We start from the raw sequence: 25,397 nt of genomic DNA, 5'->3' as shown, positions 1-25,397 counted from the left end.
TGAATATAATAGCTCCCCGGCCAGCTTATACTCTCAAACCGGCCGGGAAAATTGTGCAGATCAGATCAACCGCAGCACTTCTTGAACTTTTTGCCGCTGCCACAGCTGCAGGGATCATTTCGGCCCGGAGTTTTCTCTACCACTACGGATTCAGGACGGCTCTTCAGAATATCAAGATCACTGATATTTTCTTCCGCTTCTTCATTCACTTCAAAGATTACATTCCAGCCCTTTTCCAGACAAAGCGCTTCCAGCTCCTTCATCCGTTCTTCAGTCTGAACCACCAGCTGGGCCGGATTCTTTGGCGTACCCAGACGCACTTCTTTGGTCCGCTCAAAAGACTGCTTGTTCTGGCTTGCAATCTGGCCCATTGTCATAGACGCATCACCAAAAAATTTCGACATCAGACCACCTTGTACTTTATTCAATCGAAGTCTTGATCCTGCGGCTAACGAATTACCAAAGCCCCGGAAAAAGACAAACGGCGTAATCTACTGTATTCAACCAGCTGTGACCAGCAGTTATCTTGATTCTGCTGGTTTTGCACCGGTTTTTTCACGCCACTCCTGTACTGACTGCAATACCAGCATCAGTAGTGCCAGCAACACCAGAAGCATCGCCACAATAAACGCACTGGCAGTATTGTACTCATTATATAACTGCTCAATCTGCAATGGCAGTGTCAGCGTTTCTCCTCGAATATGACCGGAGACAACCGAAACTGCACCGAATTCCCCAAGTGCCCGGGCATTACAGAGCAACACACCATAAAAAAGGCCATGCCTGACTCCGGGAAAGGTAATATGGCGAAACAGCGACCAACCCTTTGCCCCCAACAACAAAGCCGTCTCTTCCCGGTCAGAGCCCCATTCTTCCATTACCGGCACAAGTTCCTTGACAATATAGGGACAGGTCACAAATACAGTAACCAGCAGGATACCTGAAACATGAAAAACAATTTGCATATTGTGTGTTTCCAGCCAGTCTCCCAGCAGCGTACCTCTCCCAAACAACAATACCAGCATCAGTCCTGCAACCACAGGAGAGACAAATAAAGGCAGGCTTACAATCAGTTCCAGCATTCTGCGTCCGGGACACCTGCACATCACCAGCAACCAGCTACAGGCCAGTCCAAAAAGAATATTCAACGGGATAGCTACCAGCACAGACAGCAGCGTCAACTTCAGCGCGCTGATTGTTTCAGGGCTGGATAACGTCTGCACCCACTCTGCACCACCACTTTTTACAGCGAACCAGACGATGACGCACACTGGAGCTATCAAAAGCAATCCCGTCAAACACCACGCTATGCTGATCAACAGTCTGGCTTGCCAGTTTGATATCATTAAACGGAAGATATGCCCAACACTAACGAGCATATTCCGCTCCGCCTTGCTCACTTCGGGAGCAGGAAATGGATACAACCAAACGGCTCAGAAGATAAAAGATCAGAGCCAAAACTGTCAGTGAAAGAGCCACTGCAGAGGCACCTTCATAGTCATACTCATCCAGCTTCAGCACAATCAACAACGTCAGGTACTCAGACTCATACATGATATTTCCAGCCAGAAAGACCATGGCTCCAAATTCACCCAATGCCCTGGAAAACACCAGGCAAGCGCCAGTGCTCATTGGTGGTATCAGCCGGGGTAAAATCACTTTGAAGAAAATACCGAAAGGCAAGGCACCCAAAGATTTTGCCGCATCCTCCACCTCTTGAGGAATGTCTTCCAGCACAGGTTGCACTGTTCGAACAGCAAAAGGCAGTGTTACAAACACCATGCCCATTACCATTCCTGTCTGGTTATAGACCAGATCAATCCCCCAGCATTGAAGAAAATAAACGCCAATAGCTCCACTGGAGTCACACAGTGTGAGCAGTGCCAGACCGGCTACAGCAGTAGGCAATGCCAAAGGAAGATCGATTACAGCATTCATCAACCTTTTGCCGAAAAAGCTGTAACGAACCAGCACCCAGGCGAGGAGTAACCCGATCACCATATTTATAAGTACTGCTGCCAGAGACGATACCAGGGAAACGTACAAGGCACTTAGCACTCTTGTATCCAATATCGTTTCAAGTAGCTGGGATAGACCGCTATCAAACCAGCATAACAAGAGCGCAACAAAAGGCATCACGATAACCGGCACAATAAATAGCAGGGTTATCATGGCAGTGAAAAACCTTCCCGGCACTCACTTCACCTTGCTGGATAGCTGCCCACGCTCCCGCAGCAGCTTTTCAAATGCACCACCCTTTTCAAATTGTGCTGTCGCCCGGGGCCATGAGCCATAGACCGATTCAACACTAAGCAATCGAGTCTGCCTGAACTGCCCAGCCCATTGTTTCATCACTTCATGATTACGCACACGATAATAATTTCGGGCGATAATCTGCTGAGCCTGCTCGGCATAAAGAAAATTCAGATACGCATCCGCCTCATCAGATGTTTGCCTTCTGCTGGTTACAGCATTGACTCTGGCAACAACGAAATCAGCCTGTAAAGTACAGTCAGGCACTACTATATCGAGGCCTTCTGCAGCCTTCATTTTCAGCAACGCCAGTACCTCGGCTTCGAAGGTGATCAACACATCGCCCTGTCGCCGATTCACAAATGTCGTGGTAGCCGCTCGTCCTCCGGGAGGAAATACCCGGATATTGCCCAGCAGCTTTCGCATGAAATCCTCGACCTGCATCTCTGTCATTCCCTGATCACAGGCCCAGGCCCAGGCCGCCAGCCAGGTATATCTGCCATTACCGGAGGTTGAGGGGTTTGGAAAAACAACGGACAGCCCCGGCCGTGCTAGGTCACCCCAGCTTTTGATTGCTTTTGGGTTGCCCTCTCTGACCATAAAAACCGGAATCGAGTAATAGGGCGAGCTGTTATGAGGAAAACGTTGATGCCAGTCTTCCGGTAACAGGTTGGCTGCAGTATACAGATACTGTATTTCAGGCCACTGTACAAAGGTCACAACATCAGCCTGCAGCCCTTCTACAACCGAGCGGGCCTGACCGGTTGAACCCGCATGGGACTGTTTAATATGTATTTTCTGCTGGTATTTTTGCTTCCACCAAGGCTCAAACTCGGCATTAATATCACGGAACAACTCCCGACCGATATCATAGGAGACATTCAATAGCTCTACCGGCTTTTGTTCAGCCAAAACAGTATGAGCAAACAACTCAACGCTAATTAACACCAGAAAGCCAAGATACCGGATTATCATTGCAATCCCCCTTGTTGTAATTAACCAGCTGTTGTTATTAACCAGCAAAACTGAATTATGGAGCTTTTAAGGCTGTAGCAACTGCTTATGTTTAGACGCCAAGGTGCACTCTTACCAGTTTCTTTAAACAGTTTTGGATTTCAGGTGTGCGATATGCCTGATGAGGACGCATAGGGTTCATCATCTGTAATGTCTGTCTCTCTAAACTGCAAAGCAAGTAACATTGCAGCCAGCGGGCAAAACGCCAAAAGCACCAGCGACATCTGAAAATCAGCCAGCACCGGAAGCCCCTCCGTTTGTCCCAGATGCCACCCAATCAATGGCTGGAGCGCAATCGTTCCAAGCGCATTCGCGACCATATTGATCACGCCATTGGCCACACCCTGATGAGCCTCATCAACAATACATCTGGAAAGTGCAAAAGGAAGCACATAACCGCCACTGGCAATTCCCAGTAACAGCAGCAGACCTGCGGTCAGTGATTCGCCCGGTTGCCAGAACAACACCGTTATAATCAGGATTGCACTTATTACGGCACTGCCAATGATTACCGGCCTTGATTTACCAAATTGACTGGCCAGAGCACCACAGGCAGGCGCCCCCACTGCAGCACCGAGAAAAATCAAACCTGCAGCAAAGGCCGGAAAGTGACCGCTACCCGGATAGGCTTGCTGTAAAAATGGAATACTCCATAGCGCAGCAAAAGCTGAAATAATGGCATACATCAATCCACAAATAATGCCTGCATTCCAGACTGCGGTATTGGTCAATACCGGTTTCAGACACAGGTTCCCGGCACGACCGGTAACTCTCCGTACTCCCGCTGGAGCATCTCTTATCACACTCCATGTAATCAACAGCAACAGCATACTGAGTCCGGCAAATACCAGCATGGCATGGCGCCAGCTTGTGCCTTCCATTAACCATGGGATCAGATAATCACCTGTTGCCCCACCACTCATACAGACCATTTCCATAATGCCCAGCAACAACGGAAACAGACGCGCGGCAAACCAGTGCCGTCCCAGATAAAGGGTACAAACAATCCCGGGAGCACAGGCTGTTCCTGCAAGAATACGAGCAAGCGTGGCCTCTAACAAAGTTTCGGCCTGCGAAAACAACAGACAGGAAAACCCCATAAGAAGCAGTGAGAATGCCAGCACCCGACGGGGGCCATAAAGATCGACAGCAATACCGGCTGGTATCTGCAACAGCACATAGCTATAAAAAAAACTACACGACAACAGGCCAAGCTGCAGGTGGTCAAGTGCAAGTGTTTGCATCAGTTCTTGCGCCATGACGCCTACGGCGCCCTGCATAATAAACTGATACCCGACAAACAGGGATGAAACCCCGTAAATCAGGCAAGCCTGCCACTGCCTCGCTGGGGTGCTCATACTGTTTTGCTCCTGCTTACTGTAATGACCCACCCCGATACCATATTGTCAATTCAGAACGACGCGATTCTGGCTTTAAATTTACCCTTGGTTCTTTCGGTTTCTGTACTGATCTTTTGCAACAACGACAACGGGTTGTTCAAGTATCAAAGGTGATGAGTCACAACATTTCCCCGAACACATCTCTCAAGGATCTGAGTCAGTCTCAGCATAGTGCGTCCAAAGCAAGTTGCATCACCATTTATCGGACTCTGCAAAAGACAGGAAATAACCCTGAGTTACCACTCAGGGCCTATTGAAATAATTATTATCGCTGGCAGAGCAATGTAATTATTCATTATTCTCAGCGAAAAATGATCGGATACCGGTTATTTTGCTTCCTGTTCTAGTGCCTGACTTTTCTTAGAGCCTGTTCATGATCTTTCGTGGATAGCGAAAGATCATGAACAGGCTCTTAACCTATCTGGAAACCCTGAGTAATCAATCTGCTATAAATTAGCGTGAGCGATATTTTTCCGTATCTCTCTCATCTATGCAGGCCTGAACAATGATAAGTCACAACCGTATTCTTTGTGCCAGTGAGGGTATTCAGTTTTCTACCCAGGGATTTCTGATCAAAAAAAACTTCATATCTCCGGATTCAATATCCCGATTGCAGCGAGCAGCAGAGAAGCTGGAACAACGTGCCTGTGATAATGACTCCACTGTCATTCCTTACACAACATATATTCACCAGTTACCCTGGGTTACTACTGAAACCTCATTACATGCAAAGAAACGAAATACTCCATACTTTATTGAAGGTATACCTCTGCTGAGCCGTTCGTTTGACAGTCTTATTTCACTCAAATGTCTGTGGGAAATGGCAAGCCGCCTGCTCCAAAACCGTCAGCTCAGCTATCACAACACATGCCTGCTGTTTAAACCGGCTTATATCGGTCCCAAAGTGCAGTGGCATCGTGATTTTATGCGCAATAATATACTCAGCTTTACCAGTAGCCGGTTTCTACGGATTTTTATTCCACTGGACAGATTTGATCAACATAACGGGGCACCAATGGTTTACCCGGGGTCACATAGAATTCCGGAGAGAGCCGCTTTCTTGCGACTTAAACATCGCTACGGTACGCATCCGTTTCCACACACCCTGAGTTGTAGCCCGGGTGATATCGTTATCATCAATCCGAAAATACGTCATGGCAGTGGCCCAAACCGATCAGCCCGAAATCGTACCAACCTGCTGCTGCAGCTAGGAACCTATGGTATGACTGTACCTGGCTCCCAGTCCAGAGAGCTCTGGTTTGGTATGGATCGAACCGGTATCAAAGCAGCACAATCATCCTTATTGCCAGCAGCGTAATGATCACTTTGAACAGTAAATGAAATGACATCTCAGGCACATATTTGCGTAATCGGGTTCCAACCCATGAAGCCACAATAACACTCAGGGACATGGCAATAATTAACGGAATATATGCTGATAAATCCAAGCCAAGTACTCCGAATACAATAACCTTTAATCCATGGGTCACTGTCATATAAGCAGCCACTGTCGTGATAAGTGGATCCCTGCTCAATCCCTGCCTCGATAGAAATGCACCGGAAAGCGGCCCCGTTGCACCAGCTAGAGTAGCCAGAAGCGCATGCACAACACCAAACGAGGTAAAACGCCCAGGGATGAGATCCAGAGGCAATGGGGGTAACCAAGTTACAACCAGTATAAGGCACCCGAGAAGTGTAGGAATATAAGCTGCCTCCAGAGATAGCACCAATTGTGACCCCAAAAACGTTCCAAGCCCCGCACCCGTCAGATAACGCAGCACCATATCCTTGCGAACGGAACGCCAGCCAAAAATCATACGACTGGCATTACTACTTAGCTGCACCGCACCATGCACTGGCACAATAGCAGCGGCAGGTAATAATCCCGGCATTAGAGAAATCAGCATGATACCGCCGCCTGTACCGAATAAAGCTGTTAACAACGAAGTAAAAAAAGAAGCGGCCACCAGCCACCATTGCACCCCATCAAGAGCAGCCATTTGTTGTCCTAATTATCTGTTTATTATTTTTGATGCTGAATTGTAAGTTTTATTTAACTGTCCAACTAACAATTGCACAGCATCTATACTCTATCTCTTTTATGCCGGAGCAAGATTATGTCACCCATCAAAAAGTACTTGTTTTGGCTATTATTTTTCTCTGCTGCGTCGGTTGCTTCTCAATATGGTTCTAAATATGCCTTTCCGCTGGGAACCTGGTTTGGTGTAGATTTATGGGTTCCCTTTTCCGCAATAAGTACCATTCCATTACTTGATGTCTCCCGTTCATTTGTACAGCACTATTCAGAACTGGCAGAAGTAGAGTTCAAGAAATCGCTCTGGCATATGTTGCTGATTCCGAGCACGGTTGCACTGATATGCTCCCTGACAGCAGGGCTACCCTACCCCATTTTTTGGGGTGCTCTTGTTGCTGTAACGTTGGGAGGGTATATCGATATTCAGGTTTTCCGTTGGGTCAAGTGTATCAGCCTTAAGCCCCACGTACGTATGCGCTTTTCAAATCTTGCTGCGACCTGTAGTGGCTCAGCGGCATTTTTTGTTATTGCTTTCACTGACTGGCCATTATGGCTGGGTTTTTCCCACAATGATCTGGCAAAGTCCTGGGATGTTATCGCTATTGGCTGGGCAGGACAGGTCACGATTATATGGCTAATGGGAATGGTGATAGCTCATATGATGGCGGTCATTATTAGTCATCTTGAAAAATCTGAAACAACAGCTGCTGAATCTCACCAGAGTATTAACGACAGACAGCCCGAGCCGGATTGAAATCCAGCCGGGCATTACGTTCCGATTTTGAGTTAACGCTCCTATTTATTAGCTCAACAGCGATTCAACTCAAAACTAAACGACTGAATCAATACGCCGGATAAATCGACCCAGTCCTGCCGCGGGATATTCCAGCTCTATCACCACTGCTGATGCCGTACCGTACCCAGGACCAACATAGGGGTTACCATCAATCAGCAAACCTGTCAGATAACTTACCAGCGGCATATGGCTCACCAGCAGTACATTGCCGGTTTCCGGCAGTTTCTCTATGGCCTCAGTTACAGAAGCATCCGGAGTAAACCCGTCATCCAACTGCAGGGTTTCAATACCCAGAATATCAGCACACTCTCTGGCCGTTTGCTGGGCACGGCAATAGGGACTGCAAATGATGGTTTCAGGAGTCTGCTCAAGTGCAACCAGTTGCTGGGCAGTTCTGACAGCCTGATTCAACCCATAAGGTGTCAGCTTGCGATCTGCATCCTTTACCCCTCGCGCCATAGGCTCAGCTTCACCATGACGCATAATTGTGAGCTGCAACACGGTTACATCTCTCTGGGCTTTTCAGGCTGCTCCGGTTCGTCAGGAACCAGTTCCGGCTCTGAAATCTCTTCAGCATCAGGCCAGTCACTGAACGGAAACGGTTTGACCGGGCTGTTACCACAGATAAATTGCATCACCTGAAACAGAAACCGGTTTACGCCTCCAGAAACCGAAGCCAGCGTGGCATTACCTTCACCGGAAACCAGACTCAAGGCTAGCTGGATCAGTGCTATCACTGCCACCAATGCCATCGCCAGACCTGCCAGCAGATAAAACACGACAAGATATACCAGTCTCAGCCACCAGGCCTCATCTGACAGGTTTGTCTTGAAGTCACTCATTTTTCAGCCTTCCCATCCCGTTGAGTAATAAATTCGACATCAGTCTTTTGTTCCCGCATCAGCATAACCCGTGCAATCAGCCAGGCATCACGCTGTTTGAATGCCACTTCATAAAGGCCGGAAACAATTGGCATGACGATGCCCATTTTGTCCGCTTGTTGTTTTACCATTCGCAGCGTATTGATGCCTTCGGCAACCTGCCCCAGCACCTCTTCTGCTTCCTCCAGACTCTTTCCTTCACCCAGCGCCAGCCCGACCCTGAAGTTTCGACTCAACGGTGAAGTACAGGTGGCAATCAGGTCTCCGACACCGGCCAAACCAAGAAAGGTCAGCGGGTTGGCTCCCATCTGCACTGCAAACCGGCCCATCTCGGCCAAACTGCGGGTAATCAGCATACTGTGAGTATTCTCGCCCAACCCCATGGACGATGCCATACCTGCAACAATGGCGTAAATATTTTTCAGTGCTCCACCCAGTTCGACCCCGTAGCGATCAGGGTTGGTATAAACCCGGAACGATTCCGAAGTCAGCAATTGCTGAATCTCTTCACACAATTCATGGTCTTCACTGGCGACTACGGTTGCCGTTGGTACACCAGCCACAATTTCCTTGGCCAGATTCGGACCGCTGATAACACCAATGCGATTGCCTGATGCCTCCTGATGCAGGATCTCACTCATCAGGTCAAAGCTGTCCCGCTCTATTCCCTTGGTACAACTGATCAGCAGTTTGCCACGGTTTTCCAGCTTCAGGCTCTTAACAACCGACCGGAAAGCCTTGCTGGGAACAGAAACAAAAATCACATCCGCCTCTTCAATTGCAACCTCAGAATCCGTGGTGGCCCTGATTGCCGGATTCAGTGCATATCCCGGCAAATAGCGTGAGTTTTCGTGCTGTTCGTTAATCGCAGTCGCCTGGGATTCATCCCGCAGCCAAAGTGTGACCTGGTGACCATTACTGGCTGCAACTTCTGCAATCGCGGTTCCGAAGCTGCCACCACCAATCACCAGCATGCGGCAGGGGGTAAGAGTGGATTCCCTGGAGGACTTCATAATATTCGCTAGATTCCCAAATCCGTATCAGTACGGAATAAGTGGCTTTACGACCGGCACCATGAACAGCCAGTGCGTGGTAAAACGCGTATTTTACCCTTCCGCACAGCACCATGTCACAGGTAATTTGGCGTAAACCCTTCTATCTTCTAACTACCATGGAAACTGCATTTATTGCTCTAACGTTGTTTTAATAGCCGGGCAGGCAGATTTATTCCATTTCGGGGTATCCGGAGGGTGTTCACAGTAGCTTCATACTTCTGTTGCAAGCTCTTTCAGAGTAGAACAGGCGGGATATATTAACGTTTACGCATGCTTCTGTTGTGAAATGTATCCTTTTTGTTATGAATGCTCTCGTACCATTAAAGCGCTGTGAGTCGGGTGTTATAGTGCGTCAGCCCTGGCCCGGGTGATAACAAGGCCAGATGGCAGTCAAACATGTTGCTGAAGGATTTTCAGCGACAATCACGCCCGGGCGACAAGCACAGGGCAACGGAAACCAGGCCACTTCAGGAAGAGATCGAAGTGGTTCGATAGTCCAGGATGCGTGCATGAGAAAATCTCAATACGATAGAGAAGACCTGTTAGCCTGTTCTCAAGGGGAACTGTTTGGCCCGGGTAACGCCCAATTGCCAGCCCCGAACATGCTGATGATTGACCGAATCAACCGCATCGCGGAAGATGGTGGTGCATTTGGCAAGGGTGAAATCATCGCCGAGCTTGATATTAAGCCCGAGCTGTGGTTTTTTGACTGCCATTTTCCCGGAGATCCGGTTATGCCCGGTTGCCTCGGCCTCGATGCCATGTGGCAGCTGGTTGGTTTTCACCTCGGCTGGCTCGGTAACCCCGGGCGCGGGCGCGCACTGGGTTGCGGAGAGGTTAAATTCAGCGGACAGATACTACCGAACAGTAAAAAGGTGACTTACCATATCCACATCAAGCGGGTTATTGCCCGTAAGCTGGTACTGGGCATCGCCGATGGTAGTGTCAGTGTTGACGGCCGTGAAATCTATACGGCTGAAAACCTCCGTGTCGGTCTGTTCCAGTCAACAGACTCTTTCTGAACTGAATACAGGTTATATCCAGAATGAAACGTGTTGTGGTCACAGGGATCGGCATCACTTCCTGCCTCGGCAATGATATTGAAACTGTCGCCAAGGCCCTGAAGGAAGGCCGTTCCGGCATCAGCCTGAACGAAACCTACAAGGAAATGGGTTTCCGCAGCCAGATCTGTGGCAAGGTCGATATCGACTTTGCCGAGCATATCGATCGCCGCACGCTGCGTTTCATGGGTGATGCAGCAGCTTATACTCATATCGCCCTGGCTCAGGCTATCGAAGACGCTGGTCTCGATGAGAGCCTGGTATCCAATGATCGTACCGGTCTGATCGCCGGTTCCGGTGGTGCATCTTCCACCAATATTGTGGAATCTGCCGATATCGTTCGCGAGAAAGGCGTCAAACGTGTAGGCCCTTACCGGGTACCGCGCACCATGGGCAGCACCGTTTCTGCCTGCCTGGCGACTCCATTCAAGATTCGTGGCATCAACTACTCCATCACTTCTGCCTGTGCTACCAGTGCTCACTGTATTGGTAACGCAGTAGAACAGATCCAGCTGGGCAAGCAGGACATCATCTTTGCCGGTGGCGGTGAAGAAGAAAGCTGGAGTCAGACTGCACTGTTTGACGCCATGGGTGCACTGTCTACCAAGTACAATGAAACCCCTGAACAAGCGTCCCGCGCTTACGATGCAAACCGTGACGGTTTCGTAATCGCTGGCGGTGGCGGCATGGTTGTACTGGAAGAGCTGGAGCACGCCAAAGCGCGTGGCGCCAAGATTTACGCTGAGGTCACCGGTTACGGTGCCACTTCCGATGGTTACGATATGGTTGCTCCTTCCGGTGAAGGTGCACAGCGTTGCATGAAGCTGGCCATGTCCACTGTTGATGGCCCGATTGATTACATCAACGCTCACGGCACCAGCACCCCGGTTGGCGATATTGCCGAACTGAAAGCTGTCCGTGCAGTATTTGGTGACAATGCGCCGACCATCAGTTCCACCAAGTCCCTGTCCGGTCACTCTCTGGGTGCCGCCGGTGTTCAGGAAGCTATCTACTGCCTGCTGATGATGCGTGATAACTTTATCGCCGCTTCTGCCAACGTAGAAGAACTGGACGAAAACGCTCAGGGCCTGCCGATCCTTTACGGTGAAGCTCGCGAAACCAAACTGAATCGCATCATGAGCAACAGTTTTGGTTTTGGTGGTACTAATGCAACGTTAATCTTTGATCGTTACGAAGCATGAATTGAAGCGTGATATTGAGCCTGAATGGCTTAATTAATCTGGAAAGGTGGTCGAATTTAATTCGCCCACCTTTTTATTTTGTGCTGAAAAAATAGAGAGCTAAAATCATAAATCATAAATTCAAAAAATCAGAATATGTTTTTTCTCAATAACAGAAAGAAAGACATAAACAAAAAACATAAAAAAGCACCCTCTCTACCTTTAACTGACTTCATCAACATACTCCTATCACTTTGCATAATATTAATTTCCTTTAATATTCATCAAAATGCTTTTTCCGCACCTACGACAGCCTATTACAAATTTAAAGTCTCATGCCAACACAAATCAATTTATCGCCTGATTTGTGGCTGTCCTTTCAGGGAATATGTTTATGCCGATGGTATTGTCAGAGTCGATACAACCCAAAAATCATCTTCTCAATCTGCCTATAACGTAATGACACTACTCGAAAACCGGCACAGAGACGATTTGGAGTATTTTCCGGCAGGTCTTAATCAACCATACCTGCGGTACTTGAGAAAAGCACCTGATGGTAGCGGCAGTATTATAAGTGAAAGATATGATCCCGACTCAGACGGCACCACTCGAATAGCGCTCAACTGGGGTGATGGCATAGGAAGGAACATGGAAGAAAGAACAGAGAGTGCAGTCTATATTCTTGATTTCATGCTGCAACATAGCATTAGAAGAGGTGTTGTCTTTGATCCATATATTTCAGCAGGAAAACCAGTTGAAGTGATAAGAAAAGAACCTAAATCCTGGAATATCACCATAGAAGGATATGAAGGTGAATTTAACGCAGCATGCTATAAAATAACCCCAACATTGAAGTCTCTAAGAAAATTATTTTACTGGCGTTACTTCATTGTCGATATGAACGGATCAAAAGTTCATATGGTACACGAACTCATTCTTTTAGATCACCCTGTCAAAATAACCTGGTATGCAATGTCAGACAGTGAGTATTATGAAAGACAGGATCAAGGAAAACTGATTTCTGCCCCCATACTCAGGCGGCCCATGCGGTCGATCCTGCAAACTGAAAGAAACATGCTATAAAAAAATAGCCACACAAGGTGGCTATTTTTTCTGTCGCTGGATGACTATTTAATGGGAAAGCTCCAGCAACAATTTGTTCAAACGCTGAACATAACTGGCCGGATCTTCCAGCTGACCACCAGCCGCCAGGTTAGCCTGGTCAAAAACGACACGGGTCAGATCAGCAAAACGATCTTCGTCCGGCTCGTTATCCAGCTTGATTACCAGTGGGTGTTCCGGGTTGATTTCAAAGACCGGCTTGGATTCCGGTACATCCTGACCGGCAGCCTGCAGGATACGCTTCATCTGCATCCCCATATCGTTCTGACCAGCAACCAGACAGGCCGGAGAGTCGGTCAGACGGTGAGTGACACGCACTTCGTCAACATCATCACCCAGCACATTCTGAATCCGCTTGACCAGATCTTCATTGGCCTTGGCAGACTCTTCCTGAGCCTTCTTGTCGTCCTCGTCATTCAGCTTGCCCAGATCCAGGTCACCACGACCCACATCTTCAAACTGCTTGCCGTCAAACTCGGTCAGGTGAGACATCAGCCACTCGTCGATACGATCAGACAGCAGCAGAACCTCGATACCCTTCTTGCGGAATACTTCCAGGTGCGGGCTACTCTTCGCCGCAGTATGGTTGTCAGCACAGATGTAGTAGATCTTTTCCTGACCTTCCTTCATTCGGGACACATAGTCAGTCAGTGACTGCGCCTGAGTAACCACATCGTCATGAGTCGTGGCAAAACGCAGCAGACCGGCAACCTTTTCACGGTTACTGAAATCTTCAGCCGGGCCTTCTTTCAGCACCTGACCAAATTCAGCCCAGAAGCTGGCATATTGCTCAGGCTCTTTCTTGGCCATTTTCTCCAGCATATCCAGCACACGCTTGGTCAGGGCACTCTTCATGCTCTCGACCTGTGGATCCTGCTGCAGGATTTCACGGGAGATGTTCAGGGACAGGTCATTGGAGTCCACCACACCCTTGATAAAGCGCAGGTACATCGGCATAAACTGCTCGGCATCGTCCATGATAAAGACGCGCTGAACGTAAAGCTTCAGACCCTTCTGCATATCACGGTTATACAGGTCAAACGGTGCCTTGGCAGGAATATACAGCAGGCTGCTGTATTCCAGCTTGCCTTCTACCCGGTTGTGGCTCCACTTCAGCGGATCAGCAAAGTCGTGGCTGATATGCTTGTAGAATTCCTTGTATTCTTCTTCCTTAACGTCAGAGCGGGAACGGGTCCACAGTGCTTTGGCGGTGTTCACAGTTTCCCATTCCGGCGCTTCGTCCTTCTTCTCTTCCTCGCCTTCTTCTGCCCCCATGCTCTCTTTTTCCATCAGGATCGGCATGGAGATATGGTCAGAGTACTTGCGAATAATGTTGCGCAGACGCCAACCGTCAGCGAACTCTTCCTGATCTGATTTCAGATGCAGGGTAATAGCGGTACCACGGGATGCTTTCTCGATGGCTTCAATGGTGAACTCACCTGTGCCTTCGGATTCCCAGCGTACGGCTTCAGCTTCACCGGCCTTGCGAGTTTCAACGGTTACCCTGTCAGCAACGATAAAGGCGGAGTAAAAGCCCACACCGAACTGTCCGATCAGGTGAGAGTCTTTCTTCTGGTCGCCGGACAGCTGCTGCAGGAACTCGGAAGTACCGGACTTGGCGATGGTACCGAGATGCTCAACCACATCAGCACGGTTCATACCGATACCGTTATCGCTGATAGTTACAGTCTTGGCTTCCTTGTCGAAACCAATCCGGATCTGCAGTTCGGGATCGCTTTCCAGCAGTTCAGGCTGTTTCAGTGCCTTGAAGCGCAGTTTGTCAGACGCATCAGATGCGTTGGATACCAGCTCACGCAGGAAAATTTCAGGGTGAGAGTAAAGGGAGTGAATCATCAGGTGAAGCAGCTGCTTCACTTCAGTCTGAAAACCCAGGGTTTCTTTACCAGCTTCTACAGTCATATGTGTCCAGATCCTCTGCCAGTGCAGATCTCAGTGAATCAGAAAAATTATCAACTTGAAGCATTAGGTGGGGACGGAGGTTGAAAGTTTCAACCCCTTCAGATCCGGAAATGTGTTCTGCCCTTTGCCACCGGAGTATCCGGATCATCCTGCCAGAACACTATGCCGACATTGGCAACCCGCCGCCCCTGCCGTTCCAGCGTACAGCTGGCCCATGAATCGACGAGCCGGGCCGAGTGCAGATAATCAATGGAAAAGTTGATCATTCGGGGCAATGCTTCCAGATCCAGTGTCATCAATAGATGCATCGCGGCAGCATGCTGCATAAAACTGCCAACCACTCCGCCATGAATTGCCGGCAGAATAGGATTCCCCACATTGGTGTTTTTGGGCGGCATAAGGAACAACGGTTTGCCATTCTCAATTCGGCATTCCATCCCCAGCTGCAATGCCCAGGGAATCATCTGGTTAACCGACTGAAAATCACCGGTCTGGCGGGCCTGCTTAATAGCTTCGTGGATACTCATTGGCCGCCCCCCAGCTTGCTGATATTAAACCGGGGATCATTCCCCATCCTCATAAAAGCCCCGGTAGCACTGGCTACAGGGTTTGAGCGATCTTGCTGCCACACAGTGCCCCGGGTAAACACTACATCCTGAGTCACTTTATAAGTTTTGGCATGGGCATACAGTGGGTCGGTGCCAAAAATCGGAGCCAGGTAATCCAACCTCAGATCCAGCGTCGGACAGATCTCGATATCATCCAGCCCACACACCACACTGAGACCACAAATGGTATCCAGTAGAACAGTGACAACACCCATATGGATTTCACCACTATCCGGATTTCCTGCCAGCTGTTCACTCCACGGGAGTTCCAGCTCCACACCATCGGTATCAGCCTGTAGCAGCTGGATTCCCAATTGCCGGGCATGGGGAATGCCCGACAGAAATCGTTCAACCAGAAACGCATCATCTTTTATCACGGTGATAAGTTACTCTTGTTCTTGTTTTGACTGTTATTGTTATGACAGAGCATCATATCACCATGAAAACCCTCAGAGATGATCGAGCGCCATTACCTTGAGGATAAAGGCCTGTTCAAATGCCGCTTCATGTAACGCCTGATAACGCCCTGAAGCACCACCATGACCAGCATCCATTCGGGTATGCAACAGCTGCTGTCTGGAACCCTTGTTATTCTGACGCAGTCTCGCCAGCCATTTGGCCGCCTCCCAGTAAGGTACCCGGCTGTCATTCATGGCTGCCTGAATCAACATATGCGGATAATCAGCCTGCTCTATGTTGTCATAGGGAGACCATTGCCGAATACGCTGATACGCCTCTTCTTCATTAGGGTTGCCCCACTCTTCGTACTCAGTCACAGTCAATGGCAGACTGTCGTCCAGTAAGGTATTGATAACATCAACAAAGGGCACATCGGCTGCCACTGCATGAAACAGCTCCGGCCGCATATTAGCTACTGCGCCCATTAACGTACCACCAGCACTGCCACCGGTAATCACCAGCTTGTCCGATGCGGTGTAGCCGTCCTGAATCAGCGCTTCAGCACAGGCAATAAAGTCATGGAAGCTGTTCTCCTTATGCTCCATTTTACCGGCCAGATACCAGGGTTCTCCCAGATCACCACCGCCACGCACATGGGCAATAGCAAACATCATTCCCCGATCCAGCAGATTCAGCCGACCGGAAGAAAACCAGGGATCAAGGCTTTCACCGTAAGCGCCATAACCGTACAACAACAGTGGTGCCGGCTGATAAAAACTCTCTTTTCGCCCGACAACACTGACCGGCACACGCTCGCCATCAGCTGAAACAGCCCAGATACGACGGGAAAGATATTCAGCCGGCTCATAACCACCCCGCACTTCTTTCTGCTTTAACAGCTGTTGCGTTCCGTCTGTAATTTTCAGCTCGAATACTGATTCCGGTCGGGTCAGAGATTCATACCCAAGGCGAACAACATCACATTCATAATGAATATTATCGAAGGCCCCGACACTGTAGACCGGATCAGGAAACACCACAGAATAGGCAGGCGCATTGGTTGGTCGAACTTCCATCCGCACACAACCGTCACTGGCAAAACGCCGGAACAGGATCAGCCCCTCACTGAATATTTCATAATCATCCAGCGTGATACCGGACTGGTGAGGAATTACTTCCTGCCACTGATCTGGTAGATCAGCAGGTGCAGTTACCAGTCTGAAACCCGGTCCGGTATCATTGGCCCGAATCCAGAACTGTTTACCATCAAAGTCAGCGTAATATTCCAGTTCCTGCTGGCGGGTCTTCAGGCAGGTAAACGACACACCGCCGGTTAACGCCGAGGCATAATGTATTTCCGATGTTGTATTGGATGCCAGCGTAACCAGCACCATTTCATCCGTTACATTTCGACCGATGCCCATATAGAAGCGCTGATCCGGCTCTTCCATACACAACTTCAGCTCGTTTTCCGAACCACCCAGCCGGTGATAAACCAGTTGCCACGGCCGACACTGGTCATCCAGCCGGGTAAAATAAAAGCCTGCGCTGTCCATAGTCCAGACCAGTTCGCCGGCACATTCACCCGGTGCATCATCCAGCCATTGTTGCTGTTGAAGATCCAGTACACTCAGGGTGTAATGTTCATCACCCGCTTTATCGACCGCCAGTGCAAGAAAGCGGTGATTCGGGCTGACAGCAACGTCACCAACTTCAAAAAACTCATGTCCATCGGCCAGCAGATTAACATCCAGCAGACATTCGTCCTGGCCATCACTGCGACGCCAGTAGCTGGGATACTCCTTGCCAGCATGGGTACGCAGGTAATATTCATACTTCCCCTTGCGCACCGGAACCGACATATCATCTTCCTGAATCCGGGCACGCATCGCTTCGTATAATGTCTGTTGCAGCTGTTCGGTATCTGCCAACTGAGAACTTGTCCACTCGTTCTCGGCTTCAAGCACGGCCATCACATCCGGGTTATCCCTTTCACGCAACCAGTGAAACGGATCTTCACGGGTATCGCCGTGAAGCGTGATCTGAAAAGGTTTTTCGGGAATTTGCGGGGCACGCTGGGTCAACACCTGTCTCCTTGTTAGAATCAAAAGTTAGAATGGAAAGTTACAATGGAAAAACACCGGGCATCACCTTATAGTCGCCGGTAATTTATAGGGCTGTTCGGGATTTATCTCCCACACCCTCTTGAACTGAATTAATTTATCCAGCTGTATTCAGGTGGATATCGTTTATCATAACCGGCAAAAAGCCAAAAGGTTTCATAACAGGATATGACTACAACGCAATATCTCGGAGGCTGGATAGTATACCTGTTCGCAGCCCTTGGTTGCTTGCTGGTATGGTTCAGAATGACACGCGCCATGCAACCCGGTTATTTCCGACGCCTGATTCGCTGGCTTCCCTTTGTACTGGTCTGTGTACCTGCGTTTATCAAACCGGAAGAGCCCTGGCTCGGACCGGGACTGTTTATCATGATCTTTGATGGCCTGAGTTATGGCCCTGAAGCCATGATGCGTACTGCAGAAAGCGTCGGTATTGCAGCCGGTCTGGCGGTTGTACTGGCGGTGTTTGGCCCGCGCAAAAAGCAGCAGCCAAAGTCTGACGACAGTGATCAAAAACGGCACCCGGAGACCAAAGCCCGGACATCAACGGGACGGGTTGAACCCACAGTCGGCGGCTTTAGCTGATAGCTGCGCCATCAAGAACACTGTCTTATTCAAATTGATAGAAGTTGTAACTTATCATGTGTGAACTATTGGGCATGAGTGCCAATACCCCAACCGATATCTGCTTCAGCTTTACCGGGCTGATGCAGCGTGGTGGCCATACAGGTCCTCACCGCGATGGCTGGGGTATTGCGTTCTATGAAGGCAAGGGACTGCGAGAATTTCATGATCCCAATCCTGGCTGCAGTTCTGAAATTGCCCAGCTGGTACAACGCCATCCGATTAAAAGCCAGATTGTGATCAGCCATATTCGTCAGGCTAACTCGGGCAGGGTTTGCCCGGAAAACACTCACCCCTTTCGTAGGGAGTTGTGGGGCCGTTACTGGTCCTATGCTCATAACGGCCAGTTGAAAGGCAGTCGTGAACTGAAAATGGAAGGTTCATTTCAGCCGGTCGGAACAACCGATAGCGAACGGGCATTCTGCTGGATTATGAATCACCTGCAACAGCGTTTCCCCAAGCCTCCTCGTTCAAAAACACTCTGGCGTTATATACGAACACTCTGTGATCAACTGCGGGAACGGGGTGTATTCAATATGCTGCTCAGCGACTCCCGTGATCTGGGCTGTTACTGCACCACCAAACTGTGCTGGATTACCCGCCGTGCGCCGTTCAAGGAAGCATCCCTGAAAGACACCGAGCTGTGTGTGGACTTTGAGAAGGAAACCACTCCCAACGATATCGTCACCGTGATTGCCACCGATCCGCTGACAACCGATGAAGAGTGGACTCATCTGAAACCAGGTGACATGCTGGTATTCCGGGACGGACTGGTCGTTTAACCATTCCGCCCCGGGGTAGTTCAGACTAGATAGTTCAAACTGGATAGCTCAGGCCGCCAACAGCGTCAGTTCCGCGGCTGCTGCGCCCATTGCCGCAGCAGCCGTTTCCTCTCCCAGACTCAGCCCCTCGGCCCAGACATGCTTGATATGCTCAAACCCCAGCATTCGAAAATAGCTGTCGAACATGGGGGTAATACCGTCTTCCGGTGTACCCTGAAACTGTCCACCCCGGGTATGAACAACAATAACCTGTTTCCCTTTCCCCAACAGTCCCTCCGGCCCCTGCTCGGTATAACGGAAGGTAATGCCCACTCTGGCCATATTATCCTGGGCATTCTTGAGTTCCACCGGAACACTGAAGTTATACATTGGCGCAGCAACAACCAGCGTGTCACAAGCCTTTACCTGATCAATCAGCTCATTGGACTTGTCTGCCAGATATTGCTGTTCACCGCTGCGTTCGTCTGCCGGTGCAGACCATGCAGCAAACGACTCGGGTTTCAGTGAGGGCACCGGGTTAACCGTCAGATCCCGTACGATCGCCTTACCATGAGGGTGAAACTTCTGCCAGGCACGGATGTAATGTTCGGTGAGCTTGTTGGATGAACTGTTTTTACCCAGAATGCTGGAATTCAATACCAATACGCTTTCATTGGCATTTGCTTTTTCTGACAAAACCAGACCGAACTGGACTGCCAGTAATTCCCTTTCTTCTTCCTGAGTAATGACTTCTGTCGTAGCCTGATCTGCAACTGTAGTTGTCAGCACAATCTCAGACTGATCCTGTTTAACTTCATCAGATTCACTGGTCATTCGTTGAGACAGTGTTATACGTCCATCAGAAGTCAGCAGAGAAACTATTCGGGAACGGGTAAATACAGAATCCGGTGAAGTCTCGATATACTCACAGGCTTCAAGGAAATCTTCACGTGATACAGGATCAGCAGTAAATGCATAGCGAGGCAACCACTCACTATCATCGCTGTTAAGATCGCGAGAAAACAGCGCCAGTCGCTTTTCATCAAAAGCAGCAACTCTATAGCTGACATTCTCACTCAGACTGATGTGATCACTCTTCAGAGGTACCGGATCACCAAAGGCTTTGCCGTTACCAACATCAACCAGATACTGTTTCCCTTCAACCCGAACCAGCAAAGCCATATGATCATTGCGTACGGTCACACCAACCTTGGGAAACATCACTGCAGCAATAAACTCAACCTCAAATCCCAAAGCCTTCAGTGCGTCATGGAAAAGACCATTATTTTCATAGCAAACACCACCCCGGCGCTGCATCACCAGTTTTTCGTATACAGCCGCTTCACTGAAATCCAGCTTTATACCCCGATGAATATCAAGGTTCTCAAACGGAATCGTTAACAAAAATGATTGCTGCAGTGCAGCCAATACTTCAAGGCTCGGTTCGGTATTACCGATATAACCAATGCGGCTCAAAAACCTGTCAATATTCATTATCAGCTCCTTCTATGGTCTGAAAGGTAGAGTCCGAAAAGGCAGCCTCAAAGTTGATATAAAGCACCGCTGCCCAAATGATGGAGAGCAGTCTAAAAGTTAAAGTTAAGTTGAGGTCAAGAATTTATTTCTGTGTTACTTTTAGCGCCAGAACAGGCTTGTGAAATCAGTGTTATGACGACCTCTATCAAACGTTCCCTCACCATTGGCGAAACCGTCGAACGCAGTGGTGTTGCTGCATCAGCGCTACGCTTTTATGAGTCACGGGGTTTGATTCATTCCTACCGTACCAATGGCAACCAGCGCCGGTTTCACTCATCCATGCTGCGTCGTATTGCAGTGATTCAGGTTGCCCAGAAACTGGGAATGACACTGGAAGAGATCAAACAGGCGCTTTCCACCCTGCCGGATAATCGCACACCAACCAAACGGGACTGGGATAAACTGGCGACTCAGTGGCGCAAGCAAATGGATGACAGGATTAGTCGACTGGAAGACCTTCGTGACAATTTATCATCATGCATCGGCTGTGGTTGTCTATCGATGCAACAGTGCAGGCTGGTAAACCCTGAAGATATTTTACAGGAAGAAGGTTCTGGACCACGCCAGTTAGTGAGTTAAAGCAACCGTTGACAAAGCACCCCGCATCAAGCGGGGTTCAAGCTGCCAACTATGTTTCAGCTATCATGCTTTTCCAGCATGAGTATCATGCCTTCATAGCCTGTAACTTTTACTGAAGATGCTTTTGTCAAAGTTTCAGTTGCACGGACTTTCCAGAAGGTATCACCAATTTGCACCCTGCCCTGTCCGTTGGGCAGATCTTCAGCCAGTACAAAAACATGGCCTACTAACTGGGAAGCACGATTATTCAGTTCCGGATGATCATTCTTCTCGTTGATACTCCGAAAAAACTTCCAGTACGCCAGTGAGAACACCAGGCTGCCAATACCAAACCAGATCAACTGAGCCGCCCAGCCCATATCAGGCAACAGCCAGAGTGCCAGCGCCAGCAGCAGTGCTGAAAATGCACTGCCCAGCAAAAAGCCACTGGCTCCCAGTGCTTCCATGCCCAGACAGGCAAACATCACAATCAACCAGTGCCAGGGCTCAATTTGCTGAAAAAATTCCATTTATTTTCCCTGTTTTGCTTTTGATGTCTCGCCTACCAGTTCCTTGATACCGGCGATAGCCCCAATCACATCGCTGGCTTCCAGTGGCATCATGATAACCTTGCTGTTATCCGATGCTGCAACCTCTTTCAGGGCATCGACATACTTGGTAGCCACAAAGTAATTAATGGCACGACTGTCACCGGCTTCAATCGCTTTGGATACAGACTCCGTTGCTTTTGCTTCCGCTTCGGCCAGCCGCTCACGGGCTTCCGCTTCACGCCTTGCAGCTTCCAGCTCACCTTCGGCTTTAAGAATTTGCGCCTGTTTTTCACCCTCAGCCACTTTAATAGCCGCTTCCCGTGCACCCTCGGCTTCCAGAATCTGGGCCCGTTTTTCCCGCTCGGCTTTCATCTGGCGTGCCATGGACTCAACCAGGTCAGAAGGCGGGGTGATATCTCTCAGCTCGATACGGGTACATTTCAGCCCCCAGGGATCAGTAGCTTCATCCACCTTGGTCAGTAGCTGTGAATTGATTTGGTCACGGTTTGACAGCATCTCATCCAGTTCCATTGAACCCAGTACCGCACGGATATTGGTCATCACCAGGTTCTGCATGGCTCTGGGCAGATCATTAACTTCATAGGAAGCCTTTACGGCATCCTGCACCTGATAAAAGCAGACAGCATCAGTAGTCACCTGAGCGTTATCGGCAGATATTACCTCCTGGGGAACAATATCGAGCACCTGCTCCATCATGTTCATTTTTTTGCCGATACCATCAATGACTGGCACGATAACGTGCAGTCCCGGGGACAAGGTGCGGGTATATTTTCCAAAACGTTCGACGGTGTAGTTATAACCCTGTGGAACCATTCTGATACCTGTAGAAATCAAAACAGCTACCAGTACAAGAAAAGCAATTGCCGTTATTTCAAATCCCATTGAGACAACTCCACATATTTTGAATGTAATATTCTGCCTAATAAAAACAATAACTGCCAACACTCCACAGTAAACAGCAGCAATCTGTCACTTATTGCTCCCCTGCTGCAAGAATATTCAGAAAATTTATGCCTAGACTAGCGAGAAGATTAGAAAACTGACCTATCAACCCCATATTCCTCGTGCCATGCAACACATCAAATTGACCTTTTATCTACATACTCCTTTTCCATATATTTTTGAAAAATTAAAATCCCATCACTTAAAAGCATTTCTGACATCGATCTAAAACGACCATTTTAGCTTCAAGATAAAAACGGGATAAGAATGAGACAGTTCTTTAAGTATTTTTTGTGTCAACTCTCGGGATTTAGTTTTTATGCATTAATATTGCTTTTAACTCACTCTCAAAAGCCTCATGCAGGTATAGTAATTGATCAGGTCATTCTCTTTGGTGATAGTCTTAGTGATACAAAAAATACATATGAAGTCACAAGTTACTTAAGTGGTGCTTCTGATGTTCCACCTGAACTATTTTCAAACTATTACTATTATTTCAGACTGCTGACCTTTCACAGACTGAAAGACTTTCTCCAACCAATACCTCCGGCCCCCTGTCAGTTCGGGCGTTTTTCCAATGGCGACATTGTCACTGATCATATACTGAGATGTTTAAATCTTGATTATGACCTCAAGCAAGAATTTTTAAATTATGCATACAGTGGCAGCATGCTTCGACCTGTGGTTAGCCAGTTTTCCAAATGGTTCCATTCATGGTTCTCCCCCACAAGATACGAGGCTGGAGACTGTAATCTGGTAGATATTTCTCATAATGTTAAAACAGGAAAGACATGGATGTTCCCCTCCATGTCCAAAATGGTTGATTACTATATCCACACTATAGAGAATCGGACGGTTCCAACACCCGCAAACAGACTTGTTGTAATCGGGAACGGCGGATCAGACTTTATCAACCGGCCTGAAAGTGCCAAAGCTGTATATACAGAACAGAGAAACATCATACTCAGGCTGATCAGAACTGCCAGAGTTGAACATATCTGCTGGGGAACAGTACCCAACCCAGCGGACACATTATGCTTCAGCGGTAAGCGTAGAGATGATATTTCCCTTATGGTCAGAGACTATAACCAGCGTATACGAGAAGAGTTTCACCGTTTAAAGAATACAATCAAAGATGTCCGGTTTATATTTCTCGACGGGGAAAGAATCCTTGAGTTCTTGATCCAGAACGCTCACGCATTTGGATTCACAGAAGTAAACCAGGCACTTTCAAATCTTACGTTTGGTGACTGTGATTACTGCGAAGGAAGAGTCAATGTCAGAAAAGCAAGCCTGGAAGACATTGTTCTGAAGGGTAATCCGGAGGAACATTTTTATTTTGATTTAATACACCCTACGGCAAGAGTGCACTGCTTTATATCTCTTATATTATCGTTCACACTCATTATTGAAGGCTATGAAGTCAACTGTGAATATGTTCAACAAATGATTGTAACACTCAATATTGGCAATATGGAGGAGCTGTTCCTGGATTATTTTGCATCCTCTAATGCCGAGAGCAAAGAAACTATTCACCAACTGTTCCATCCCGAAGAGTAAATTATATCATCAATCGATCCTGCAAAATCAAAAGCCTTGTAAACAACCGTATGAATTCATTAAAGTATGCGCCAGAATAATCAGAAAATTTCTGCAAACGGTATATTCTGAAGCCGGCAGAGCGATAAAAACAAGGCATGTGACCGATGAAATTTACCAGCACCGAGCAGTATATCGCGACCGATGAATTGAGTATGGCCGTTAATGCTGCAATCACCCTGCAGCGTCCCTTGCTGATCAAGGGCGAGCCAGGAACCGGTAAAACCCTGCTGGCAGAGCAGGTAGCCAACTCGCTGGGCAAGCGCCTGATTCAGTGGAATATCAAATCAACCACCAAGGCCCAACAGGGCTTGTATGAATACGATGCCGTATCACGTCTGCGGGACTCTCAGTTGGGTGATGACAAGGTACACGACATCAGCAACTACATCGTAAAAGGCAAACTGTGGGAAGCGTTTGAATCTGATGAACAGGTCGTATTGCTGATCGATGAGATCGACAAGGCCGATATCGAGTTCCCCAACGATCTGCTGCAAGAGCTGGATAAGATGGAGTTTTATGTTTATGAAACTCAAAAACTTGTCAAAGCCAAACAGCGCCCGATTGTTATTATCACCAGTAATAACGAGAAAGAACTGCCTGACGCCTTCCTGCGCCGCTGTTTCTTCCATTACATCAGTTTCCCAGACCATGACACCCTGAAGCAGATCGTTGATGTTCACTACCCGGAAATCAGCAAGGAGCTGGTACAGGACGCACTGGAACTGTTCTTTGATGTCCGCAAGGTGCCGGGCCTGAAGAAAAAGCCCTCCACTTCCGAACTGATCGACTGGCTGAAGCTGCTGCTGGCCGATGAAATCCCGGACGATATTCTGCGCACCCACGACACCCGCAAAGCAATCCCGCCACTTCATGGTGCTTTGGTTAAAAATGAACAGGATGTAGAGCTGCTGGAACGCCTGGCCTTTATGAATCGCCGCCAGCAGCGCTGAGGGC

General features: G+C 48.6%; 26 protein-coding genes. 10 read left to right on the top strand and 16 right to left on the bottom strand.

Annotated features, from left to right (window positions below; genetic code table 11):
* Positions 1–65: 65 nt before the first annotated feature.
* The 5 genes from ACYZZ0_RS11135 to ACYZZ0_RS11115 all read right to left on the bottom strand — a co-directional run bounded on the left by ACYZZ0_RS11135 (position 66) and on the right by ACYZZ0_RS11115 (position 4,625).
* Positions 66–428 carry a PBPRA1643 family SWIM/SEC-C metal-binding motif protein gene (locus tag ACYZZ0_RS11135; RefSeq protein ID WP_461536699.1) on the bottom strand — a complete coding sequence of 121 codons (363 nt, stop codon included), beginning with the start codon at positions 426–428 and terminating at the stop codon, positions 66–68.
* Between the two features lie 93 nt (positions 429–521).
* Positions 522–1,346, bottom strand: a complete 825-nt coding sequence (locus tag ACYZZ0_RS11130; protein WP_461536846.1) for a sulfate ABC transporter permease — start codon at positions 1,344–1,346, stop codon at positions 522–524.
* A 22-nt stretch (positions 1,347–1,368) separates the two neighbouring features.
* Entirely contained in the window at positions 1,369–2,172 is an 804-nt protein-coding gene (cysT, locus tag ACYZZ0_RS11125) for a sulfate ABC transporter permease subunit CysT (protein WP_461536698.1), read from the bottom strand.
* A gap of 24 nt (positions 2,173–2,196) precedes the next feature.
* A complete protein-coding gene (gene cysP, locus ACYZZ0_RS11120) occupies positions 2,197–3,228 on the bottom strand; it encodes a thiosulfate ABC transporter substrate-binding protein CysP (protein WP_461536697.1) in 1,032 nt (343 codons plus the stop codon).
* A gap of 140 nt (positions 3,229–3,368) precedes the next feature.
* Complete coding sequence (locus ACYZZ0_RS11115; protein WP_461536696.1) at positions 3,369–4,625, bottom strand: MFS transporter; 1,257 nt, start codon at positions 4,623–4,625, stop codon at positions 3,369–3,371.
* A gap of 547 nt (positions 4,626–5,172) precedes the next feature.
* On the opposite strand from ACYZZ0_RS11115, the gene ACYZZ0_RS11110 reads away from it, so the two are divergent.
* Positions 5,173–5,985, top strand: coding sequence for a phytanoyl-CoA dioxygenase family protein (locus tag ACYZZ0_RS11110; RefSeq protein ID WP_461536695.1), 813 nt, complete (start codon positions 5,173–5,175; stop codon positions 5,983–5,985).
* Here ACYZZ0_RS11110 and ACYZZ0_RS11105 read toward each other — a convergent pair.
* Positions 5,948–6,667, bottom strand: coding sequence for a TSUP family transporter (locus tag ACYZZ0_RS11105; protein WP_461536694.1), 720 nt, complete (start codon positions 6,665–6,667; stop codon positions 5,948–5,950). The two genes, ACYZZ0_RS11110 and ACYZZ0_RS11105, sit on opposite strands and share 38 nt — an antisense overlap.
* Before the next feature lie 117 nt (positions 6,668–6,784).
* Here ACYZZ0_RS11105 and ACYZZ0_RS11100 point away from each other — a divergent pair, with 117 nt between their 5' ends.
* Entirely contained in the window at positions 6,785–7,456 is a 672-nt protein-coding gene (locus tag ACYZZ0_RS11100; RefSeq protein ID WP_461536693.1) for a hypothetical protein, read from the top strand.
* A 75-nt stretch (positions 7,457–7,531) separates the two neighbouring features.
* Here the strand turns inward: ACYZZ0_RS11100 and sixA are convergent, their stop codons facing one another.
* Genes sixA through ACYZZ0_RS11085 form a run of 3 tightly spaced genes read right to left on the bottom strand, consistent with a single transcriptional unit; the run spans position 7,532 to position 9,392 of the window.
* Positions 7,532–7,999, bottom strand: coding sequence for a phosphohistidine phosphatase SixA (gene sixA, locus ACYZZ0_RS11095; RefSeq protein WP_461536692.1), 468 nt, complete (start codon positions 7,997–7,999; stop codon positions 7,532–7,534).
* A 2-nt stretch (positions 8,000–8,001) separates the two neighbouring features.
* Positions 8,002–8,340: a DUF4389 domain-containing protein gene (locus tag ACYZZ0_RS11090; protein ID WP_461536691.1), complete on the bottom strand. Its 339-nt coding sequence runs from the start codon at positions 8,338–8,340 to the stop codon at positions 8,002–8,004.
* Positions 8,337–9,392: an NAD(P)H-dependent glycerol-3-phosphate dehydrogenase gene (locus tag ACYZZ0_RS11085; RefSeq protein ID WP_461536690.1), complete on the bottom strand. Its 1,056-nt coding sequence runs from the start codon at positions 9,390–9,392 to the stop codon at positions 8,337–8,339. The genes ACYZZ0_RS11090 and ACYZZ0_RS11085 overlap by 4 nt, the downstream gene beginning before the upstream one ends.
* A gap of 551 nt (positions 9,393–9,943) precedes the next feature.
* Between ACYZZ0_RS11085 and fabA the strand changes: the two genes are divergently transcribed.
* From fabA to ACYZZ0_RS11070, 3 genes are all read left to right on the top strand, one after another.
* Positions 9,944–10,456 (top strand): 3-hydroxyacyl-[acyl-carrier-protein] dehydratase FabA, encoded by a 513-nt coding sequence (fabA, locus tag ACYZZ0_RS11080; protein WP_461536689.1) that lies wholly within the window; start codon positions 9,944–9,946, stop codon positions 10,454–10,456.
* 23 nt (positions 10,457–10,479) lie between these two features.
* Positions 10,480–11,697 carry a beta-ketoacyl-ACP synthase I gene (gene fabB / locus ACYZZ0_RS11075; RefSeq protein ID WP_461536688.1) on the top strand — a complete coding sequence of 406 codons (1,218 nt, stop codon included), beginning with the start codon at positions 10,480–10,482 and terminating at the stop codon, positions 11,695–11,697.
* A gap of 135 nt (positions 11,698–11,832) precedes the next feature.
* The gene (locus ACYZZ0_RS11070) at positions 11,833–12,759 is read left to right on the top strand and encodes a hypothetical protein (RefSeq protein WP_461536687.1); all 927 of its coding nucleotides are present in this window, start codon (positions 11,833–11,835) and stop codon (positions 12,757–12,759) included.
* Positions 12,760–12,807: 48 nt separating this feature from the next.
* Here the strand turns inward: ACYZZ0_RS11070 and htpG are convergent, their stop codons facing one another.
* The 4 genes from htpG to ACYZZ0_RS11050 all read right to left on the bottom strand — a co-directional run bounded on the left by htpG (position 12,808) and on the right by ACYZZ0_RS11050 (position 17,809).
* Entirely contained in the window at positions 12,808–14,718 is a 1,911-nt protein-coding gene (htpG, locus tag ACYZZ0_RS11065) for a molecular chaperone HtpG (RefSeq protein ID WP_461536686.1), read from the bottom strand.
* Positions 14,719–14,816: 98 nt separating this feature from the next.
* The gene (locus ACYZZ0_RS11060; RefSeq protein ID WP_461536685.1) at positions 14,817–15,245 is read right to left on the bottom strand and encodes a PaaI family thioesterase; all 429 of its coding nucleotides are present in this window, start codon (positions 15,243–15,245) and stop codon (positions 14,817–14,819) included.
* On the bottom strand, positions 15,242–15,703 hold the full coding sequence (locus ACYZZ0_RS11055; protein ID WP_461536684.1) for a PaaI family thioesterase: 462 nt from the start codon (positions 15,701–15,703) through the stop codon (positions 15,242–15,244). The genes ACYZZ0_RS11060 and ACYZZ0_RS11055 overlap by 4 nt, the downstream gene beginning before the upstream one ends.
* 72 nt (positions 15,704–15,775) lie before the next feature.
* Entirely contained in the window at positions 15,776–17,809 is a 2,034-nt protein-coding gene (locus ACYZZ0_RS11050) for a S9 family peptidase (RefSeq protein ID WP_461536683.1), read from the bottom strand.
* 207 nt (positions 17,810–18,016) lie between these two features.
* Between ACYZZ0_RS11050 and ACYZZ0_RS11045 the strand changes: the two genes are divergently transcribed.
* Positions 18,017–18,433 (top strand): hypothetical protein, encoded by a 417-nt coding sequence (locus ACYZZ0_RS11045; protein WP_461536682.1) that lies wholly within the window; start codon positions 18,017–18,019, stop codon positions 18,431–18,433.
* Positions 18,434–18,489: 56 nt separating this feature from the next.
* On the top strand, positions 18,490–19,254 hold the full coding sequence (locus tag ACYZZ0_RS11040; protein ID WP_461536681.1) for a class II glutamine amidotransferase: 765 nt from the start codon (positions 18,490–18,492) through the stop codon (positions 19,252–19,254).
* Between the two features lie 48 nt (positions 19,255–19,302).
* Here the strand turns inward: ACYZZ0_RS11040 and ACYZZ0_RS11035 are convergent, their stop codons facing one another.
* Positions 19,303–20,727, bottom strand: coding sequence for an arylamine N-acetyltransferase (locus ACYZZ0_RS11035; RefSeq protein WP_461536680.1), 1,425 nt, complete (start codon positions 20,725–20,727; stop codon positions 19,303–19,305).
* A 132-nt stretch (positions 20,728–20,859) separates the two neighbouring features.
* Between ACYZZ0_RS11035 and soxR the strand changes: the two genes are divergently transcribed.
* A complete protein-coding gene (gene soxR, locus ACYZZ0_RS11030; protein ID WP_461536679.1) occupies positions 20,860–21,348 on the top strand; it encodes a redox-sensitive transcriptional activator SoxR in 489 nt (162 codons plus the stop codon).
* Between the two features lie 56 nt (positions 21,349–21,404).
* On the opposite strand, the gene ACYZZ0_RS11025 is transcribed toward soxR, so the two are convergent.
* Both ACYZZ0_RS11025 and ACYZZ0_RS11020 read right to left on the bottom strand, forming a co-directional pair.
* Positions 21,405–21,857 carry an NfeD family protein gene (locus tag ACYZZ0_RS11025; RefSeq protein WP_461536678.1) on the bottom strand — a complete coding sequence of 151 codons (453 nt, stop codon included), beginning with the start codon at positions 21,855–21,857 and terminating at the stop codon, positions 21,405–21,407.
* Complete coding sequence (locus ACYZZ0_RS11020) at positions 21,858–22,781, bottom strand: SPFH domain-containing protein (protein ID WP_461536677.1); 924 nt, start codon at positions 22,779–22,781, stop codon at positions 21,858–21,860.
* Between the two features lie 327 nt (positions 22,782–23,108).
* On the opposite strand from ACYZZ0_RS11020, the gene ACYZZ0_RS11015 reads away from it, so the two are divergent.
* Positions 23,109–24,401 (top strand): SGNH/GDSL hydrolase family protein, encoded by a 1,293-nt coding sequence (locus ACYZZ0_RS11015; protein ID WP_461536676.1) that lies wholly within the window; start codon positions 23,109–23,111, stop codon positions 24,399–24,401.
* 146 nt (positions 24,402–24,547) lie between these two features.
* Positions 24,548–25,393 (top strand): AAA family ATPase, encoded by an 846-nt coding sequence (locus tag ACYZZ0_RS11010; protein ID WP_461536675.1) that lies wholly within the window; start codon positions 24,548–24,550, stop codon positions 25,391–25,393.
* Positions 25,394–25,397: the final 4 nt, after the last annotated feature.

This window comes from Spongorhabdus nitratireducens (assembly GCA_947387575.1).
Classification (GTDB): domain Bacteria; phylum Pseudomonadota; class Gammaproteobacteria; order Pseudomonadales; family Endozoicomonadaceae; genus CANDOC01.
This window is presented reverse-complemented; position numbering and strand designations above follow the sequence as displayed.

Coding starts and splice junctions, on each gene's coding strand:
- ACYZZ0_RS11130 (WP_461536846.1), bottom strand. CDS start 1,346: ATGATATCAAACTGGCAAGCCAGACTGTTGATCAGCATAGCGTGGTGT.
- cysT (WP_461536698.1), bottom strand. CDS start 2,172: ATGATAACCCTGCTATTTATTGTGCCGGTTATCGTGATGCCTTTTGTT.
- cysP (WP_461536697.1), bottom strand. CDS start 3,228: ATGATAATCCGGTATCTTGGCTTTCTGGTGTTAATTAGCGTTGAGTTG.
- ACYZZ0_RS11115 (WP_461536696.1), bottom strand. CDS start 4,625: ATGAGCACCCCAGCGAGGCAGTGGCAGGCTTGCCTGATTTACGGGGTT.
- ACYZZ0_RS11110 (WP_461536695.1), top strand. CDS start 5,173: ATGATAAGTCACAACCGTATTCTTTGTGCCAGTGAGGGTATTCAGTTT.
- ACYZZ0_RS11105 (WP_461536694.1), bottom strand. CDS start 6,667: ATGGCTGCTCTTGATGGGGTGCAATGGTGGCTGGTGGCCGCTTCTTTT.
- ACYZZ0_RS11100 (WP_461536693.1), top strand. CDS start 6,785: ATGTCACCCATCAAAAAGTACTTGTTTTGGCTATTATTTTTCTCTGCT.
- ACYZZ0_RS11090 (WP_461536691.1), bottom strand. CDS start 8,340: ATGAGTGACTTCAAGACAAACCTGTCAGATGAGGCCTGGTGGCTGAGA.
- ACYZZ0_RS11085 (WP_461536690.1), bottom strand. CDS start 9,392: ATGAAGTCCTCCAGGGAATCCACTCTTACCCCCTGCCGCATGCTGGTG.
- fabA (WP_461536689.1), top strand. CDS start 9,944: ATGAGAAAATCTCAATACGATAGAGAAGACCTGTTAGCCTGTTCTCAA.
- fabB (WP_461536688.1), top strand. CDS start 10,480: ATGAAACGTGTTGTGGTCACAGGGATCGGCATCACTTCCTGCCTCGGC.
- ACYZZ0_RS11070 (WP_461536687.1), top strand. CDS start 11,833: ATGTTTTTTCTCAATAACAGAAAGAAAGACATAAACAAAAAACATAAA.
- htpG (WP_461536686.1), bottom strand. CDS start 14,718: ATGACTGTAGAAGCTGGTAAAGAAACCCTGGGTTTTCAGACTGAAGTG.
- ACYZZ0_RS11060 (WP_461536685.1), bottom strand. CDS start 15,245: ATGAGTATCCACGAAGCTATTAAGCAGGCCCGCCAGACCGGTGATTTT.
- ACYZZ0_RS11045 (WP_461536682.1), top strand. CDS start 18,017: ATGACTACAACGCAATATCTCGGAGGCTGGATAGTATACCTGTTCGCA.
- ACYZZ0_RS11040 (WP_461536681.1), top strand. CDS start 18,490: ATGTGTGAACTATTGGGCATGAGTGCCAATACCCCAACCGATATCTGC.
- ACYZZ0_RS11035 (WP_461536680.1), bottom strand. CDS start 20,727: ATGAATATTGACAGGTTTTTGAGCCGCATTGGTTATATCGGTAATACC.
- ACYZZ0_RS11025 (WP_461536678.1), bottom strand. CDS start 21,857: ATGGAATTTTTTCAGCAAATTGAGCCCTGGCACTGGTTGATTGTGATG.
- ACYZZ0_RS11020 (WP_461536677.1), bottom strand. CDS start 22,781: ATGGGATTTGAAATAACGGCAATTGCTTTTCTTGTACTGGTAGCTGTT.
- ACYZZ0_RS11015 (WP_461536676.1), top strand. CDS start 23,109: ATGAGACAGTTCTTTAAGTATTTTTTGTGTCAACTCTCGGGATTTAGT.
- ACYZZ0_RS11010 (WP_461536675.1), top strand. CDS start 24,548: ATGAAATTTACCAGCACCGAGCAGTATATCGCGACCGATGAATTGAGT.